17 protein-coding genes are annotated in these 16968 nt (G+C 71.3%); 10 read left to right on the top strand and 7 right to left on the bottom strand.

What is annotated here, in order from left to right; translation table 11 throughout:
* The first annotated feature begins 209 nt into the window (after window positions 1-209).
* From ACZ69M_RS20505 to ACZ69M_RS20485, 5 genes are all read left to right on the top strand, one after another.
* Complete coding sequence (locus ACZ69M_RS20505) at window positions 210-1109, top strand: S1 family peptidase (protein ID WP_470051723.1); 900 nt, start codon at window positions 210-212, stop codon at window positions 1107-1109.
* A 186-nt stretch (window positions 1110-1295) separates the two neighbouring features.
* A complete protein-coding gene (locus ACZ69M_RS20500) occupies window positions 1296-2225 on the top strand; it encodes a slipin family protein (RefSeq protein WP_470051721.1) in 930 nt (309 codons plus the stop codon).
* Window positions 2226-2471: 246 nt separating this feature from the next.
* The gene (locus ACZ69M_RS20495; RefSeq protein ID WP_470051589.1) at window positions 2472-3554 is read left to right on the top strand and encodes a S1 family peptidase; all 1083 of its coding nucleotides are present in this window, start codon (window positions 2472-2474) and stop codon (window positions 3552-3554) included.
* A gap of 192 nt (window positions 3555-3746) precedes the next feature.
* Entirely contained in the window at window positions 3747-7334 is a 3588-nt protein-coding gene (locus tag ACZ69M_RS20490; RefSeq protein ID WP_470051587.1) for a DNA polymerase III subunit alpha, read from the top strand.
* Window positions 7331-8305: a DNA polymerase Y family protein gene (locus tag ACZ69M_RS20485; protein ID WP_470051586.1), complete on the top strand. Its 975-nt coding sequence runs from the start codon at window positions 7331-7333 to the stop codon at window positions 8303-8305. Before ACZ69M_RS20490 ends, ACZ69M_RS20485 begins: the two co-directional genes overlap by 4 nt.
* Window positions 8306-8320: 15 nt before the next feature.
* On the opposite strand, the gene ACZ69M_RS20480 is transcribed toward ACZ69M_RS20485, so the two are convergent.
* Window positions 8321-8695: a cupin domain-containing protein gene (locus tag ACZ69M_RS20480; RefSeq protein WP_470051584.1), complete on the bottom strand. Its 375-nt coding sequence runs from the start codon at window positions 8693-8695 to the stop codon at window positions 8321-8323.
* 98 nt (window positions 8696-8793) lie between these two features.
* On the opposite strand from ACZ69M_RS20480, the gene ACZ69M_RS20475 reads away from it, so the two are divergent.
* A complete protein-coding gene (locus ACZ69M_RS20475) occupies window positions 8794-9240 on the top strand; it encodes a MarR family winged helix-turn-helix transcriptional regulator (protein WP_381940403.1) in 447 nt (148 codons plus the stop codon).
* 183 nt (window positions 9241-9423) lie between these two features.
* The gene (locus tag ACZ69M_RS20470; protein ID WP_470051582.1) at window positions 9424-10320 is read left to right on the top strand and encodes an esterase/lipase family protein; all 897 of its coding nucleotides are present in this window, start codon (window positions 9424-9426) and stop codon (window positions 10318-10320) included.
* A gap of 61 nt (window positions 10321-10381) precedes the next feature.
* Here ACZ69M_RS20470 and ACZ69M_RS20465 read toward each other — a convergent pair whose 3' ends face one another.
* Window positions 10382-11407 carry a lytic polysaccharide monooxygenase auxiliary activity family 9 protein gene (locus ACZ69M_RS20465; RefSeq protein ID WP_470051580.1) on the bottom strand — a complete coding sequence of 342 codons (1026 nt, stop codon included), beginning with the start codon at window positions 11405-11407 and terminating at the stop codon, window positions 10382-10384.
* Window positions 11408-11578: 171 nt separating this feature from the next.
* Here ACZ69M_RS20465 and ACZ69M_RS20460 point away from each other — a divergent pair, with 171 nt between their 5' ends.
* Window positions 11579-12040: a GNAT family N-acetyltransferase gene (locus ACZ69M_RS20460; RefSeq protein WP_470051578.1), complete on the top strand. Its 462-nt coding sequence runs from the start codon at window positions 11579-11581 to the stop codon at window positions 12038-12040.
* Window positions 12041-12092: 52 nt separating this feature from the next.
* Here ACZ69M_RS20460 and ACZ69M_RS20455 read toward each other — a convergent pair whose 3' ends face one another.
* Window positions 12093-12227, bottom strand: a complete 135-nt coding sequence (locus ACZ69M_RS20455) for a hypothetical protein (RefSeq protein WP_096240005.1) — start codon at window positions 12225-12227, stop codon at window positions 12093-12095.
* 197 nt (window positions 12228-12424) lie between these two features.
* Here ACZ69M_RS20455 and ACZ69M_RS20450 point away from each other — a divergent pair, with 197 nt between their 5' ends.
* Window positions 12425-13063: a class I SAM-dependent methyltransferase gene (locus ACZ69M_RS20450; RefSeq protein ID WP_470051576.1), complete on the top strand. Its 639-nt coding sequence runs from the start codon at window positions 12425-12427 to the stop codon at window positions 13061-13063.
* Window positions 13064-13112: 49 nt separating this feature from the next.
* On the opposite strand, the gene ACZ69M_RS20445 is transcribed toward ACZ69M_RS20450, so the two are convergent.
* Complete coding sequence (locus ACZ69M_RS20445) at window positions 13113-13613, bottom strand: ribonuclease FAU-1 family protein (RefSeq protein ID WP_470051574.1); 501 nt, start codon at window positions 13611-13613, stop codon at window positions 13113-13115.
* Window positions 13594-14523, bottom strand: coding sequence for a GNAT family N-acetyltransferase (locus ACZ69M_RS20440; protein WP_470051573.1), 930 nt, complete (start codon window positions 14521-14523; stop codon window positions 13594-13596). The genes ACZ69M_RS20445 and ACZ69M_RS20440 overlap by 20 nt, the downstream gene beginning before the upstream one ends.
* A gap of 71 nt (window positions 14524-14594) precedes the next feature.
* Between ACZ69M_RS20440 and ACZ69M_RS20435 the strand changes: the two genes are divergently transcribed.
* The gene (locus ACZ69M_RS20435; protein ID WP_470051571.1) at window positions 14595-14963 is read left to right on the top strand and encodes a GntR family transcriptional regulator; all 369 of its coding nucleotides are present in this window, start codon (window positions 14595-14597) and stop codon (window positions 14961-14963) included.
* Here ACZ69M_RS20435 and ACZ69M_RS20430 read toward each other — a convergent pair.
* A complete protein-coding gene (locus ACZ69M_RS20430) occupies window positions 14951-15721 on the bottom strand; it encodes a DUF72 domain-containing protein (protein WP_470051569.1) in 771 nt (256 codons plus the stop codon). The two genes, ACZ69M_RS20435 and ACZ69M_RS20430, sit on opposite strands and share 13 nt — an antisense overlap.
* A 35-nt stretch (window positions 15722-15756) precedes the next feature.
* Entirely contained in the window at window positions 15757-16851 is a 1095-nt protein-coding gene (locus ACZ69M_RS20425; protein WP_054231066.1) for a DUF5925 domain-containing protein, read from the bottom strand.
* Window positions 16852-16968: the final 117 nt, after the last annotated feature.

Genomic DNA, 16968 nt, shown 5'->3' with positions numbered 1-16968 from the left:
TGGGAAGATCAACTACCGCTGGTGGTACGTCAGTTGAACGCTGCACGGCCGAAAGGCGCCCTTGCGCCCGTCGGCCGTGCGGCCGAATACTCCCCCACAGCGCTTGTCAGGAGCACGGCTTGTCCGGAATCCGGTCGGGCGGCTCCCGGCTGCGCCTCACGGGCCCCGACCCCACGCGGGCCCCCTACTTCCCTCGGGAGGAACGACAAGTGAGGATCAAGCGCACCACCCCCCGCAGCGGTATAGCGAGACGGACCCGGCTGATCGCCGTGACCACCGGACTCCTGGCCGCCGCAGCGTTCTCCGTCCCCACCGCGAACGCATCCGACGTCCATACGTTCAGCGCCACCCAGCTGAGCACGGTGAACAAGTCGGTACTCAAGTCCGACATCGCGGGAACCGCCTGGGCGGTCGACGCCAAGACGAACCGCGTCGTCGTCACCGTCGACAGCACGGTCTCCAAGGCCGAGATCGCGAAGATCAAGAAGGACGCGGGCGGCAACGCCGCGGCCCTGACGATCAAGCACACCCCGGGCAAGTTCAAGAAGCTGATCACCGGCGGCGACGCCATCTACGGCGGTGCCTACCGCTGCTCGCTCGGCTTCAACGTGCACAGCGGGAGCACCTACTACTTCCTGACCGCCGGTCACTGCGGTCAGGTCGCCTCCACCTGGTACTCCAACTCGGGTCACACCACCACGCTGGGCACGAACGTCAGCTACAGCTTCCCGACGAACGACTTCGCGCTGGTGCGCTACACCAACAGCTCGATCGCGCACCCGAGCGCGGTCGGCAGCCAGACCATCAGCAGCGCCGCCACGCCCAGCGTGGGCACGACCGTCTACCGTCGCGGCTCGACCACCGGCACGCACAGCGGCCGGGTCACCGCGCTGAACGCCACGGTCAACTACGGCAGCGGCGACGTGGTCTACCAGATGATCCAGACCACGGTCTGCGCCGAGGGCGGCGACAGCGGCGGTCCGCTCTACGGGGGTTCCGTCGCCTACGGTCTGACCTCCGGCGGCAGTGGTGACTGCACCTCCGGCGGTACGACCTTCTTCCAGCCGGTCACCGAGGCGCTGAGCTACTACGGCGTGAGCGTCGGCTGACCGACGGTACCCCGTAACACCCGCACGACCGGACCTGCAGCCAGCAGCAGGCGAGCCCCCGTACGCAACTGTCGTGCGGGGGCTCGCCCTTGCTCGGGTGACGGAGTTACCGTCGAAGTACACGCCGGGTACGCGCCTGATGCGGTACTTGCCCGATGCGCCCACTTCGGACCCTGGGGGGCCGTGATGGTCGAGGAACTGGTGGCGGCGGGAGTCTCCGTCGCATCCGTGGGGATCGTCTACGCGATGGCCGGGGCCCGTGTCGTCAAACAGTACGAACGCGGTGTGGTGTTGCGCCTGGGCCGGTTGCGCTCGGACGTGCGCGGGCCCGGGTTCACCATGGTGGTGCCCTTCGTCGACAAGCTGCGCAAGGTCAACATGCAGATCGTGACGATGCCCGTCCCGGCGCAGGAGGGCATCACGCGGGACAACGTCACGGTCCGGGTCGACGCGGTCGTCTACTTCAAGGTGGTCGACGCGGCCGACGCGGTCATCCAGGTCGAGGACTACCAGTTCGCGGTCTCGCAGATGGCGCAGACCTCGCTGCGCTCGATCATCGGCAAGAGCGACCTGGACGATCTGCTGTCCAACCGGGAGAAGCTCAACCAGGGTCTGGAGCTGATGATCGACAGTCCGGCCATGGGCTGGGGTGTGCAGATCGACCGGGTCGAGATCAAGGACGTGTCGCTGCCGGAGACGATGAAACGGTCGATGGCCCGGCAGGCCGAGGCCGACCGTGAGCGGCGCGCGCGGGTCATCAACGCGGACGCCGAGCTCCAGGCGTCGAAGAAGCTGGCGGAGGCCGCCGGGGTGATGTCCGAACAGCCCGCCGCGCTCCAACTGCGGCTGCTGCAGACCGTGGTGGCGGTCGCCGCCGAGAAGAACTCCACCCTCGTGCTCCCCTTCCCGGTGGAACTGCTGCGGTTCCTGGAACGGGCACAGCAGCCGGCCGCCCCGGCGCCCGAGCAGGCGGGGCCGTCGACCGCGCAGCCGGTGCGGGAACCGGTGGAGCCGCCGGTGCGGGAATCGGTGGAGCAACCGGTGCAGGAGCAACCGTCTTCCCTCGCACCCCCGTTGGGATCGGACCCTGAAGGATCGAAAACCAGACAGGACTAGACCTCACGGGCTGCACATGGGTCACTCGCACGCGGTGTTTGCACTGCGAACGCACGGGGTGCGATCACACAGGGTCAAGGCGCCGGGGGCGTACACCCGTTGCTGCATGTGCGTCCTGAAGTCGACCTTGTGAGCCACCTGTGGGTCTCGGAATAGTGGGCGCCCGTACGCCTTTCGATTCCGCACGCCTTCCGGCCCCGGAGGTCCCCACGACCTCCCGGGCCGCCCCCCACAGGAGGACGCGAAGTGAAGCACCGACGTATATCCGGGCGGCGCGCAGCCGTGGCAGGCGCGAGTGTCGCCGCCCTGATCGCCGCGGGAGTCACCTTCCAGACTGCGAACGCGAGCGAGACGCAGAAGAGCGCGGCGCCCCGGCCGCTCTCGATCACGGCGGCCGGAAAGCTCGCCTCGACGCTCGGCAAGGACCTGGGTCCCGATGCGGCGGGAACGTATTACGACGCGAAGGCCGGGCACCTCGTCGTCAACGTGCTCGACCGGGCCGCGGCGAGTGTCGTCGAGGCGGCCGGCGCCCAGGCCAGAATCGTCGAGAACTCCCTCGCCGAGCTGACGAGCGCCCGTACCACCCTCAAGAAGGACGCGACCATCCCCGGCACGTCCTGGGCGACCGACCCGGGGACCAACAAGGTCGTCGTCACCGCCGACCGCACGGTCGGGGGCGCGGCCCTCGCCCGACTGACCAAGGTCGTCGACGGTCTCGGCGCCAAGGCCGAACTCCAGCGTACGAAGGGGGAGTTCAAGCCCTTCATCGCGGGCGGCGACGCGATCACCGGCTCCGGCGGGCGCTGCTCGCTCGGCTTCAACGTGGTCAAGGGCGGCCAGCCGTACTTCATCACCGCCGGGCACTGCACCCGGGCGATCTCCACCTGGTCGGACTCCAGCGGCAAGGAGATCGGCACGAACGAGCAGTCCAGCTTCCCCGGCAACGACTTCGGTCTGGTCAAGTACACCTCGACGGTCGACCACCCGAGCGAGGTCGATCTCTACAACGGCTCCGCGCAGCCCATCACCCAGGCGGGTGCGGCGACCGTCGGGCAGTCGGTGACGCGCAGCGGTTCGACGACCCAGGTGCACAGCGGCACGGTCACCGGCCTGGACGCCACCGTGAACTACGGCAACGGCGACATCGTCGACGGACTCATCCAGACCGATGTCTGCGCCGAGCCCGGTGACAGCGGCGGCTCGCTCTTCTCGGGCTCCACGGCCATCGGCCTCACCTCGGGCGGCAGTGGCAACTGCACCTCGGGCGGCGAGACCTTCTTCCAGCCGGTCACCGAGGCGCTCTCGGCCTTCGGCGCCCAGATCGGCTGACGTGCTCCCGTCCTGCCTGGTCAGGGCCGGGTGGACCGGTGTTTGCGCAGGTGGGACGGGCCCGAACGGATGTCGCACACATGTTCGGAAATTGGTCTATGGTGGGGGTGAGGTCATTGGGAACGAATGTTCGAGAGCCGGGTGAGAGGGCCCTCGGACACGAACGGATACGGACGGGTACGGGAGGTGCGTGTGCCGGGGTTCACGCATCTGCACACCGTCTCCGGGTTCTCCCTGCGCTACGGCGCCTCGCACCCGGAGCGGCTGGCTGAGCGTGCCTCGGAGCGGGGCATGGACGCCCTCGCGCTCACCGACCGGGACAGCCTCGCGGGCGCGGTCCGGTTCGCCAAGGCCTGTGCGAAGGCGGGTGTCCGTCCGCTGTTCGGGGCGGAGCTCGCGGTCGAGGCTCCCGCCCGGGAGACGAGGGCTTCCGCCCGGACGGCGGGGTCCTTCGCCCGGCCGTCCGGGGCCTCCGCGCCGACGGGCCCGGCTTCCGCCCGAGCGGCCGGGGAGCCCGCGCGAGGAACCGGGGAGCAGCCCGTACGAGGGGAGCGGCGCCGCGCCCCGGTCCGTGGCGGTGCCTTCATCGACGAGTCGACTCCCCGGGTGACCTTCCTCGCCCGGGACGGCGCGGCCGGCTGGGCCGACCTCTGCAGAATCGTCACGGCGGCACATGCGGGCGGCGGTCCCGACAGCGGCCCGGGGCGGCAGCCCCTGCTGCTCCGGCCGGACAACCACGCCGAAGGGCTGACCGTACTGCTCGGCCCCGCCTCCGACGTCGGCCGCGCACTCGCCGCGGGGCGCCCCGACCGCGCCGCGAAGCTGCTCGCGCCCTGGCGGGAGATCTACGGCGACGCCCTGCGCCTCGAAGCCGTCTGGCACGGCCGCGAGGGCACCGGGCCCGGGTCTCTGCGGCTCGCCGCCCGCACCGTCGGCTTCGCCGCCGAACAGCGGGTGCGCCCGGTGCTCAGCAACGCGGTCCGGTACGCCGACCCGGGCCTCGGTCCGGTCGCCGACGTCCTGGACGCCGCCCGCCGCCTCGTCCCCGTCGACCCCCGGCGCGAGCTGGACTCCGGCGAGGCCTGGCTCAAGGGTGAGGCCGCCATGCTGGGCGCCGCCGAACGGATCGTCGAGGCCGCGGGCTACCGCCGTGACACCGCGTACCGTCTGCTCGAACAGACCCAGGCCACCGCCGCCGAGTGCCTCGTCGATCCCGAGGACGACCTCGGCATCGGCACCGTCCACTTCCCCGAACCGCATCTCGTCGGCGCGGGCCGGCGCACCGCCCAGCGCGTCCTGGCCTCCCGGGCGGCAGCGGGCATGGTGCTGCGCGGCTACGACCGCAGGCGGGACTACTGGGAACGCATGCACCGCGAGCTGGACATCATCGCCCACCACGACTTCGCCTCCTACTTCCTGACGGTCGCCCAGGTCGTGGACGACGTACGGCGGATGGGCATCCGGGTCGCCGCGCGCGGCTCCGGCGCGGGCTCCCTCGTCAACCATCTCCTCGGCATCGCGCACGCCGACCCGGTCGAGCACGGGCTGCTGATGGAGCGCTTCCTGTCCAAGCGCCGCTCGGTGCTGCCCGACATCGACATCGACGTGGAGTCCGCGCGCCGGCTGGAGGTCTACCGCGCGATCATCGACCGGTTCGGCACCGAGCGGGTCGCGACCGTCTCGATGCCCGAGACCTACCGGGTCCGGCACGCCGTCCGCGATGTGGGCGCCGCCCTCTCCATGGACCCGGCCGACATCGACCGGATCGCCAAGTCCTTCCCGCACATCCGCGCCCGCGACGCCCGCGCGGCGATGGACGAGCTGCCCGAACTGCGGGAGCTGGCACGGGAGTTCGAGCGGAAAGGGGAGAAGTACGGACGGCTGTGGGAGCTGGTCGAGTCCCTCGACGCCCTCCCGCGCGGCATCGCCATGCACCCGTGCGGGGTGCTCCTCTCCGACGCCTCCCTGCTCGCCCGTACGCCGGTCGTGCCGACCAGCGGTGAGGGCTTCCCCATGTCGCAGTTCGACAAGGAGGACGTCGAGGACCTCGGGCTGCTCAAGCTCGATGTGCTGGGCGTGCGGATGCAGTCCGCGATGGCGCACGCGGTGGCCGAGGTGCAGCGGGCCACGGGGGACCGGCCGGACATCGACGCGGTGGCGCCGGGCGACCCGGCGACCTATCGGCTCATCCAGTCCGCCGAGACGCTGGGCTGCTTCCAGATCGAGTCGCCCGGACAGCGCGACCTGGTCGGACGGCTGCAGCCCGAGACCTTCCACGACCTCGTCGTCGACATCTCGCTCTTCCGGCCGGGACCGGTGGCCGCCGACATGGTGCGGCCGTTCATCGAGGCGCGGCACGGGCGGGCGCCGATCCGCTATCCGCACCCGGACCTGGAGGGACCGCTGAAGGAGACATACGGTGTCGTGGTCTTCCACGAGCAGATCATCGACATCGTCGACATCATGACCGGCTGCGGACGCGACGAGGCGGACCGGGTGCGGCGCGGGCTGTCCGACCCTGAGGCGCAGGGGCGGATCCGGTTCTGGTTCGCACAGAACGCGGCGGCCAGGGGGTACGACGCCGAGACCATCGCGCGGACCTGGGAGATCGTCGAGGCCTTCGGATCGTACGGCTTCTGCAAGGCGCACGCGGTCGCCTTCGCCGTACCGACGTACCAGTCGGCGTGGCTGAAGGCCCATCACCCGGCCGCTTTCTACGCCGGGTTGCTCACGCACGACCCCGGGATGTATCCGAAGCGGCTGCTGCTGGCGGACGCGCGGCGGCGGGGAGTGCCGATCCTGGCGTTGGACGTGAACCGGTCGGCGGTCGCCCACCGTATCGAACTGGTGTCCGAATCTGCTGGCTCGGTCGGCCGCTGGGGTGTCCGCCTCGCCCTCCGCGACGTGCACGGCATCAGTGAGGCCGAGGCGGCGCGGATCGCGGACGGACAGCCGTACGCCTCCCTGCTCGACTTCTGGGAGCGGGCCCGGCCGAGCAGGCCGCTCGCACAGCGGCTCGCGCAGGTCGGCGCGCTGGACGCGTTCGGCGCCAACCGGCGTGACCTGCAACTGCACCTGACCGAACTGCACCGGGGCTCCCGGGGTGCGGGCGGCGGCCAACTCCCGCTTTCCGGCGGGCGGCAGACCGCCTCCGCCGGGCTGCCCGACCTCTCCTCGGCGGAGCGGCTCAGCGCCGAACTGGGCGTGTTGTCGATGGACGCCTCGCGCAATCTGATGGACGACCACCGGGATTTCCTGGGGGAGCTCGGCGTGGTGACGGCACGTCGGCTGCGGGAGGCGCGGCACGGAGAGACGGTCCTGGTCGCGGGCGCCAAGGCGGCCACCCAGACCCCGCCGATCCGCTCCGGCAAACGCGTCATCTTCACCACCCTGGACGACGGCACCGGCCTGGTCGACCTCGCCTTCTTCGACGACTCGCACGATGCCTGCGCCCACACCGTCTTCCACTCCTGGCTGCTGCTGGTGCGCGGAGTGGTGCAGCGCCGGGGCCCGCGCAGCCTCAGCGTGGTGGGCGCGGCGGCCTGGAACCTCGCCGAACTGGTCGAGCTGCGCGCCGAGGGCGGCCTCGACGTGGTGGCGGCGCGGCTGGCGGAGCCCGCGGCGGAGCCCCTGCCGGAGGGGGAGGGCGCGAAGGAGAGCCGGAAGATCCGGATGCCCACGGGGTACGAGATGCACCCCTGGGCCGACCTGCGTCCCGCGGGCGAAGGGCCCGCGGGAGGAAAGAAGTTGTGGCACCAGAGTCCGGGGAGTGCGGGATGACCATCCTCTGCGTACGTTTCCAGCTGCCTCCGATGTACGAGGCCGCCCTGCCGGGGCTCCTCGGGCTGTTGGAGGAGTTCACCCCCGTCATCGAGGCGCTGCCGCCCGACCGCGTGCTGGTCGATCTGCGGGGCGCCGAACGGTACTTCGGACGGACCGCCGTGGAGTTCGCCTCGCTGATCCGGGTGCGGGCACTCGCCCGGTACGGGATCGACTGCGCGATCGGCGCCGGGCCCGGGCCGATGCTCGCGCGGATGGCACTGCGGGAGGCCGTGCCCGGAGTGACCCGGGTGGTGCCCGGGGAGCCGGACGCCGTCGCGGAGTTCCTCGCCGAGCGGCCCGTCGGCGCGCTGCCCGGGGTCGGCGGCGCCACCGCCCGCACCCTGTGCGAGTACGGCCTCGACACCATCGGCAAGGTCGCCGCCGCGCCCCTGTCCACACTCCAGCGCCTGACCAGTGTCCGGACCGGCCGCGAACTGCACGAGAAGGCGTCCGGCATCGACCGCGGCCGGGTCGTCCCGAACGCCACCTCGCGCTCTCTCGCCACCGAACGCCCCTTCTCCCGCGACGAGCTGGACCCGGCCCTGCACCGGCGCGCGCTGCTCTCCGGCACCGAGGAACTGGGCACCCGGCTCCGCGCCCTGGAGAAGGTCTGCCGCACCCTGACCCTCACCGTCCGCTACGCCGACCGCTCCTCGACCACCCGCAGCCGCACCCTCAAGGAGCCGACCGCCCACTCCTCGGCGCTCACCGCCACCGCGTACGCCCTGTACGAGGCGCTCGGCCTCCAGCGCGCCCGGGTCCGCGCGATCGGCCTGCGCGCCGAGGGCCTCACCCCCGCCGAACAGTCCTCCCACCAGCTGACCTTCGACCCCGTGGACGAGAAGGTCCGCCGCATCGAGGAGGTCGCGGACCGCGCGCGAGCGAAGTTCGGCCCGCATGCGGTGATGCCGGGCACGCTGGCGGCGTAGATCCGGTACGGGGGATCAGTTCGCCCACGGAGGAGTGAGGACCGAGCCGTCGGCCAGTTCCGCCCGGAGGCCGATGGACGTGGTGACCCAGGCGGTGGCGGTCTCCTGGGTCGGGTTCTCGATGTCCAGGGTCGCGCCGGGGTTGATGATCACCGTGTCGCCCGCGGTGATCCGCTCGGTGCGGCCGTCGAGGGTGATCAGCAGTTCGCCGGTGAGGAGGTGGAAGATCTCCTCGCGGTTGACGGTGTGCACGGGGGCCTTGTGCCCCGCGGGTATCTCGCCGCGCCAGGCGCACAGCTCCTTGCTCCCGCTGAGGGGAGTGGCGTACGAGACGAAACGGGCGCCGTGGATCTCGTGGACGACGGCTTCGGACAGGCGGACGACGGGCATGGGTGCCTCCGGAGCAGATGGTCAAGTTGCTTGACTAAGCGGCTGGGTCTCATGGTCAAGCCGCTTGACCGATTCGTCAAGGGTGTTTCAATGCGTGCGTGCACAACTCCGAGGCCATAGCCCTGTCCGCCGCCCTGCTCGCCGCCGCCGGTGAGCTGACGCAACGTATTCACGAGGGCGTCGTCGCCCGGGGGTTCGAGGGGGTGCGGCCCGCCCACGGTTTCGCGTTCGCACGGCTTGCCCCGGGTGGCGCGACGGTCACCGACCTCGCCGCGCATCTGGGGGTCACCAAGCAGGCCGCGAGCCAGCTTGTCGACGAGCTGGTGCGCAAGGGGTACGTGGAGCGGCGGCCGCATCCCGTCGACGCGCGCGCTCGGCTGATCGTGCTGACCGAACTCGGCTGGGCCTGTACGCGCGCGGCGGAGGAGGCGGCCGCCGACGCGGTGCGGGCCTGGGGTGAGCTGCTCGGTGAGAGTGAAATGCGCGCGTTGCGCGACCGTTTGCTGCGCATCGCGCCCTATGGTCCCATCAGGCCCACCTGGTGAGGGTTCGTCAAGTGTTGGGTGGCGGCCGAGACCGCCGCTGTTTTCCGCCGGAAGTTTTTTACTGACGCGTAACTTCACACTTGAGCTACTCACCCGTAACTTGACGAGTGAACAGCATCCTCGTGATCCGGATCACAGGGCGTACGTCGTCGCAACTCCCTTGAGCCGCAAGGAGATCACCCGATGCTGCCCTGGAAGCGCCTGCTCAGACCCCTCACCGCACTGCTGTTGACCGCGGTGGTCGCCGTGGTCCCCGCCGCCACCGCCCACGCCGCCGCGCCGAGCTGGGGGTCCCCCCTGCTCGAGCGAAGCCGAGAGCTTGGGGGAGGCTGGAACGACTACTCCTGCAAGCCCTCCGCCACCCATCCCCACCCCGTCGTCCTCGTCCACGGCACCTTCGCGAACTCGACCGACAACTGGCTGGCCTTCGCGCCCTACCTGGTGGACCGCGGGTACTGCGTCTTCTCCCTCGACTACGGGCAACTGCCCGGCGTCCCCCTCTTCAACGCCCTCGGCCCCATCGACAAGTCGGCCGAACAGCTTCAGGCGTTCGTCGACAAGGTGCTCGCCGCGACCGGCGCGGCCAAGGCCGACCTCGTCGGCCACTCGCAGGGCGGCCTGATGCCCCGCTACTACCTCAAGTTCCTCGGCGGAGCCGCCAAGGTGAACACCTTCGTCGGCATCGCGCCCGACAACCACGGCACCACCCTCGACGGCCTCACCAACCTGCTGCCGTACTTCCCGGGCGCCGAGGACCTGCTGTCGGCGGCCACCCCCGCGCTCGCCGACCAGATCGTCGGTTCCGCCTTCCTGACCAAGCTCAACGCCGGCGGCGACACCGTCCCGGGCGTGCACTACACGGTGATCGCCACCAAGTACGACGAGGTGGTCACGCCGTACCGCTCACAGTTCCTCACCGGATCCGACGTCCACAACGTGCTGCTGCAGGACCTGTGCTCGGTCGACCTCTCCGAGCACGCCGCGATCGGCCTCCTCGACCGGATCGCCTTCCACGAGGCGGCCAACGCCCTCGACCCGGCACACGCCACCCCCACGAACTGCGCCTCCGTGTTCAGCTGACCGCCCCGGCCGGGGCCTGTCCGACCTGAGCCGCCGGACAGGCCCCGGAGTGCACCGGGAACTAGCGGCCGCGCCGGCCGTCGCTCTTCGCGCGGCGGCGCACCGAGGAGAACAGCGCCGCAGCGCCCAGCGCCAGGGCGCTCGCCCCGCCGATCGCGAGAGAGGAGCTCGAGGAGTCACCGCCGGTCTCGGCGAGGTGCCGCTCCGGGACACCCGCGGCCTCGGACCGGTCGGCGGAGCCGCCGGGAGTGGCGTCGGAGGTGTTCGTGTCGCCTGCCGCAGTGGCCGTGCCGTCGTGGTGGTCGTGCCGCACCGTCGACTTGTCGGCACCGTCGGCTATCTGCTGCTCGGAGGGCGCGGAGGCGGTGGGTGCCGGGGTCGTCGGCGCGGGGGTGGTACCGCTTCCGCTGCTGCCCGTACTGCCGCCACCGGCACCGGCGTTGCCTGAACCCCCGCCCCCGAAGGTCACGTCCGAGCAGGAGTAGAACGCCTCCGGACTGTCCGAACGCTGCCAGATCGCGTAGAGGAGCTGTCTGCCCGAGCGCTGCGGCAGGGTGCCGGAGAAGGTGTAGTAGCCGTTCGTCGCGGTCGGGTCGGTCTTCGTGGCGACCGGGTGAGCCAGGTCCAGGTCGGCCCAGGCCAACGGCTTGGACGGGTCGTAGCCCGCCTTGGTGAGGTAGACGTCGAAGGTGCCCTTGTGCGGGGCCGTCACCCGGTACCTGAAGGTGTACGAGCCGCCGCTCACGTGCGTCGTCGGCCAGTCGGTGCGGGCCAGGTCCAGGCCCTTGAACTCGTCGTTGCCCGCGCTGCACAGCTTCCCGTCGGGGATGAGCCGCTGGTGTCCGCCGTTCGCGTCGCCGATCCGGATGCCGTTCCAGTCGTACAGCGCCTGGGTGCCGCCGGCCGCGACGGCCGCCTCGCAGGCGCCGGACTTCGGGCTCTCGGGATTCTCCGCGTAGCACTGGAAGACCCGGCTGACCGGGTCGCCCATCGTGCCGTGCGCGACGGCGGGCCCCGCGGCGAGCGCGGTCAGGGCCACCGGGGCGACACCGACGGCGACTGCGACGGCCTTGCGGCGAGCGGGCATGGGGGAACTCCTTGAGGCGGACCTTCGGGCGTACGGCGGACCCCGTGGGGGGTGATCAGCAAGCTAGCCCGAAGAAACCGTGAAATCGCCTGTCGGAGTCGGGTGAGGGAGATCCTTATGGTCGGCTTAAGGGAGTGCTGAGCCTGCGCTCAGGTAGGTACCGTTCCGGCCATGACAGATGCCCCGGACGAACCGGAGATCCGCCCGGCCGTCGCCGCCGACGTGGCCGCCGTGAAGACGGTGACCGACGCCGCCTACCACCACTACATCGAGCGCATCGGAGTGGTGCCGGGGCCCATGGAGGCGGATCACGCGGCGAACGTGGCCGCGGGGCGGGTGTTCGTCACGGGAGAGCCCGTGACGGGCCTCGTGGTCATCGAGGCGTACGAGGACCATCTCTTTCTCGACAGCATCGCCGTCCACCCCGACGCCCATGGCGAGGGCGTGGGGCGAGGGCTGCTGGCGTTCGTGGACGCACACGCGCGTGTGCTCGGGCTGTCCGAGGTCAGGCTCTACACGAACGCGATGATGTGGGAGAACCAGAAGATCTACCCGAAGTACGGGTACGAGGTCGTGGAACGCCGCGTGGACGGCCGGTACGACCGGATCCACTACCGCAAGCGGCTCGACTGACGGTTTCCGCGCCGGGGCGTGTCCCAGGGCCGGGGCGCGCGGCCCGGGCCGCTCACTCGTCCGGCCACCACGTGCGGTGGATGTCCTTGCGGACCTCCGGACGCTCGGCCGGGCGCTCGTCGGCCTTGTCCCGCACTCGGCGGGACTCCGACTTCCTCAGGGGCTTCTGCACGGTCACACGGCGCATGGCTGCCTCCTTGTGCCTACCGGGATCCGCGGTTGTACGGAGGTAGACCCTTTCCGGGAGAGTTGCTCATCAGTCGGGATCTGTCTGTGGCGGCTGTCACGATTCGACTGTCAGTGGCGGGTGTCACCCTGGGGCACATGACGGGTTACAACGAAATGAATCCAGGTCAGAACCGTGTCAAACCTTGTCCGAGCGAGGTGAGGCCGGAGCCCGGCGGCGCGGGCGGGGGCGCGGAGGCGGTGGCCGACGCGGACCGGGTGGACTGGGACGCCGAGGCCGACACCTTCGACGACGAGCCGGACCACGGGCTGCGCGACGCCGTCGTGCGGGAGGCCTGGGCGGAGCGGCTGCGCGCCTGGCTGCCCGAGACCCCGTCCGACGTGCTCGACCTCGGCTGCGGCACCGGCAGCCTGGCGCTCCTCACGGCCGAGCGGGGCCACCACGTCACCGGGATCGACCGCGCGCCGCGCATGGTCGAGCTGGCCCGCGCCAAGCTCGCCGGACGTGACGCGGTGTTCCTCCACGGTGACGCGACGGCACCGCCCGTCGGTGAGCAGCGGTTCGACGTCGTGCTCGTGCGGCACGTCCTGTGGGCGCTGCCCGACCCCGGGCGCGTCCTGCGGCACTGGCGCGGGCTGCTGCGCCCCGGAGGGCGGCTCGTCCTGGTCGAGGGGGTGTGGGGAACGCTGAGCCCCGCCGGCATTCCCGCGGACCGGCTGGCCGCCCTGCTGGAACCCCTGACCTCGGACCTCCGGGTGGAGCGGCTGTCCGACGACGCGCGGCTGTGGGGACGCGAGGTGGCGGACGAGCGGTACGCGGTGGTGGCCCACATCTGACCACCGGACACGCGACGGTCGCCGAGCGGGCATCCGCCAGGTACCGGCCCTAGCCGAGCAGCGCCTCGAAGTCGTCCTCGCGGGCCAGGAGTTCGAGTGTGTCGAGGGCGTTCCGCGCGGCGGTCGCGGCCCGCGGATCGGTTGTCGCGAGGCCGCTCGCGGCGAACTCGTCCTCGTCCAGGCGCCGTACGTCCGTGCCGTCCGCGGAGCGCCACAGGTCCAGGTCGAGGTCCTCGACGACCAGTTCGCCGCCGGAGAGGGCGGCCGGGCGGGTGATGTCGCAGTACCAGCCCTTCCGTACGCCCTCGGCGTCCCGGACCTCCTTGACCGCGTACCAGCGGTTCCGCCAGTAGTACTCGGTGAAGACATCACCCGGCTCGAACCGTACGAAGCCGAAGTCGCGGACGCCCTCGCCCGCCCACGGCGCGCGCACGGTGACGCGGGTGCCGTCGTCGGCGAGGAGTTCGGCGGGGTAACGGATCTTCGTGCGGCCGGACTTGACGAGGACGACCTCCACGGTGCGAGGTGCGTCAGGAGAGTTCGCGGACATACCGCACCTCCGTCCCGCAGATCTCGTAGCCGAACCACTTGTTGATCGCGATCATCGGTTCGTTGCCGGCGTCGTTGCCCGTGAACGCCTCCGTGTACCCGGCGGCGCGGGCACGGTGCAGCGAGTCGTTCTTGGCGAGCTTGGCGAGGCCGCGACCGCGGAACGCGGCGGCGGTGCCCGTCATCACGGTGCCGTAGCGGGTGCCGCCGTCCGTGCGGGCCGCGCTGAAAGCCGCCGGGCGGCCGTCGACGAGCGCGACCGTGGTCAGCTCGGCGCTGAACAGGGGGTGGTGCCAGGTCTCCTGGAGCCAGGCCTGGTAGTCCGTGAACTCGTGGGGGATGTCGCTGGGTTCGTCCGCCATCGTCTCCGCGTCCAGGGTGAACAGGGGGCGCGGGTCGTCGGCGAAGTCCGAGCCCTTGCGCAGTTCGACGCCCGGCGGCGGGCCCTGGAGCGGCGGCAGGGTGCCGCCCGCCAGGTCGAGGCGGAGGAAGTGGGCGGAGCGGCTCGCGCGGTAGCCGTGCTTCTCGGCGAACGCGCGGTTGCCCGGCTCGTCCAGGACCCAGGCGAAGAGCTTGGTCGCGCCCAGGGCCGCCAGGTGCTCCTCGGCGGCGCGCACCAGGAGCGAACCCGCGCCCCGGCGCGCGCGGCCGGGGTCGACGTACACGTTGAGATAGCCCTGATTCGGCTCCGCGCTGTCGTGTGCGATGCCGACCTGGGCCGTGCCGATCGGTTCGCCGTCCTGCTCCGCGAGCAGCGGGCGGTAGTGGGCGTCGGGGTGCGCGTGCGTGACGTCGTACGCGATGGATTCGGGGGTGTACAGCACGAAGGGGAGGGCGCGGTTGCGGATGTGGGCGAAGCCCTCGGTGTGCCGCCGGTCGTCCGGGCGGACATCGCTGATGATCACAGTCATGGAGTCGAAAGCTACGCGCGAGGTGCGTCCGAGTGCCTCTCATTTTCCGTTCCGTACGGGACAATCGCTGCGTGACGTTGAAGATCCACATCGATGAGGGGGCCGCGCCCTACGAACAGGTGCGCGCCCAGATCTCCGAGCAGGCGCGGTCCGGCGCGCTGCCGGTCGGCTACAAGCTGCCCACCGTGCGGGGGCTGGCCGAGGAGCTCGGCCTCGCCGCCAACACGGTCGCCAAGGCCTACCGGGCGCTGGAGTCGGACGGGGTGATCGAGACACGCGGCCGCAACGGGACGTTCGTCGCCGCCGCGGGCTCGGCGGCGGAGCGTGAAGCGGCGGCGGCCGCACAGGCGTACGCCGAGCGCGTGCACCGCCTCGGCCTCTCCGAGTCCGCCGCGCTGGACGCCGTACGGGATGCCCTGCGGGCGGCCTACGGGGACTGAGGGCTGTCCGGCGTGCGGGTCACCGTCAGGCCCGTCGTCCTTGCCGCGTGGGCGAAGGTCACCGAGTCGTGGATCGCCGCCGCGTTCGGGTCGTTGTTGAAGTATGCGTACACGTCGTGGTCGTCGGACCAGGTGTCCGTGACGCGCCGTACCCAGGTCGTCAGGGACTGCCGGCCGTAGCGCGGCCATGGCTGGGCGCGGCCCTCGTGGAAGCGGACGTAGCCCCAGTCGGCGGTCCGCCACAGAGGTGTCACGGGGCGGGCCAGCACATCGGCCCAGCACAGGGCGGCGCCCCGTGACTCGAGCACCTTGCGCACCTCCGGTGTCCACCAGGAGTCGTGGCGCGGTTCGACCGCGACCCGGACGTCGGCGGGGAAGCGGCCCAGGCACTCGTCGAGAAGGGCGGGGTCGGCGTGCAGCGTGGGCGGGAGCTGGAGCAGGACCGGGCCCAGGCGGTCGCCGAGCCCGGCGGCGTGGCCCAGCAGCCGGTCGACCGGCTCCGCCGGGTCACGCAGCCGTTTGATGTGTGTCAGATAGCGGCTCGCCTTGAGGGCGACGACGAAGTCGGGCGGGGTGCGCTCCCGCCAGCTATCGAAGGTCTCCCGCGACGGCAGCCGGTAGAACGCGTTGTTGATCTCGACCGTGGCGAACCGTGCCGCGTACTCCTCCAGCCACAGCCGCATCGGCACCCCGTCCGGGTACAGGACGCCGCGCCAGTCCTTGTACTGCCACCCCGACGTGCCGACGAACAGGGTCATACGACCATCAAAGCACCGCACGCGGTGCCGGGCAGCTACAGATACAGCCCCGCGTCCGCGCCCTCCCGCTGGTCCGGCACCGACGTCGGCGTCGTGCCCCGGCGCAGCGCGTACAGCTCGGCCAGGGTCGCGCCGTCGCGGCCGACACCCTCCTCCGTGCCCAGCCAGCTCACCGCCTCCGGGCGGGTCAGCGCGCCGACCTCGATCCGGGCGAGGCAGCGGCCGGGACGGACCACGGCGGGGTGGAGGCGCTCGAGGTCCTCGTTGGTCGTGACGCCCACGAGTACGTTGCGGCCCTGCCCGAGGAGGCCGTCGGTGAGGTTGAGCAGCCGCGAGAGCGCCTGGCCCGCGGTGTGCTTGGCCTCGCCGCGGATCAGCTCGTCGCAGTCCTCCAGCAGGAGCAGCCGCCAGCGGCCCTTGCCCGTGCCGTCCTCCTCGCCGATCGCGATGTCCATCAGATAGCCGACGTCGGAGAAGAGCCGCTCCGGGTCGAGGACGCAGTCCACCTGGCACCAGTCGCGCCAGGAACGGGCCAGGGTGCGCAGGGCCGAGGTCTTGCCCGTGCCGGGCGGGCCGTGCAGCAGCAACAGCCGGCCCGCGATGTCCTCGGGCGTCGTCTTCATCAGCCGGTCCATGGCGTCCGCCACCGGCCCGGTGTAGTTCGACCGCACCTCCTCCCACGTGCCCGCGGAGATCTGCCGGGTGGTGCGGTGCGGGCCGCGGCGCGGGGAGACGTACCAGAACCCCATCGTCACGTTCTCCGGCTGGGGTTCGGGTTCGTCCGCCGCGCCGTCCGTGGCCTGGTCGAGGATCTTGGCGGCCAGTTCGGTGCTGGTCGCGGTGACCGTGACATCGGCGCCGCGGTTCCAGCGGGACACCAGCAGTGTCCAGCCGTCGCCCTCGGCGAGCGTGGCGCTGCGGTCGTCGTCGCGGGCCGAGCGCAGCACGCGGGCGCCCGGCGGGAGGAGCGTCGCCCCGGACCGTACGCGGTCGATGTTCGCCGCGTGCGAGTGCGGCTGCTCGCCCGTCGCGAAGCGGCCGAGGAACAGCGCGTCGACGACGTCCGACGGCGAGTCGCTGTCGTCGACGTTGAGCCGGATCGGCAGTGCGTCGTGTGGGTTGGCAGACATGCCGCCATGATCCGTCACGCGGGCGCCCCGTGCACCCGGTTTCCGCGGTGCGTCCTGTGTGTCGGCTGTGTCTGCCCGTATCCCCTCCGTCCTGTTACACGGCTGTGGTCTTACAAG

The sequence above is a fragment of the Streptomyces sp. NPDC107454 genome, assembly GCF_055582885.1.
The sequence above is the reverse complement of the archived record's forward strand: the minus strand, read 5'-3'. Positions and strand labels throughout refer to the sequence as shown.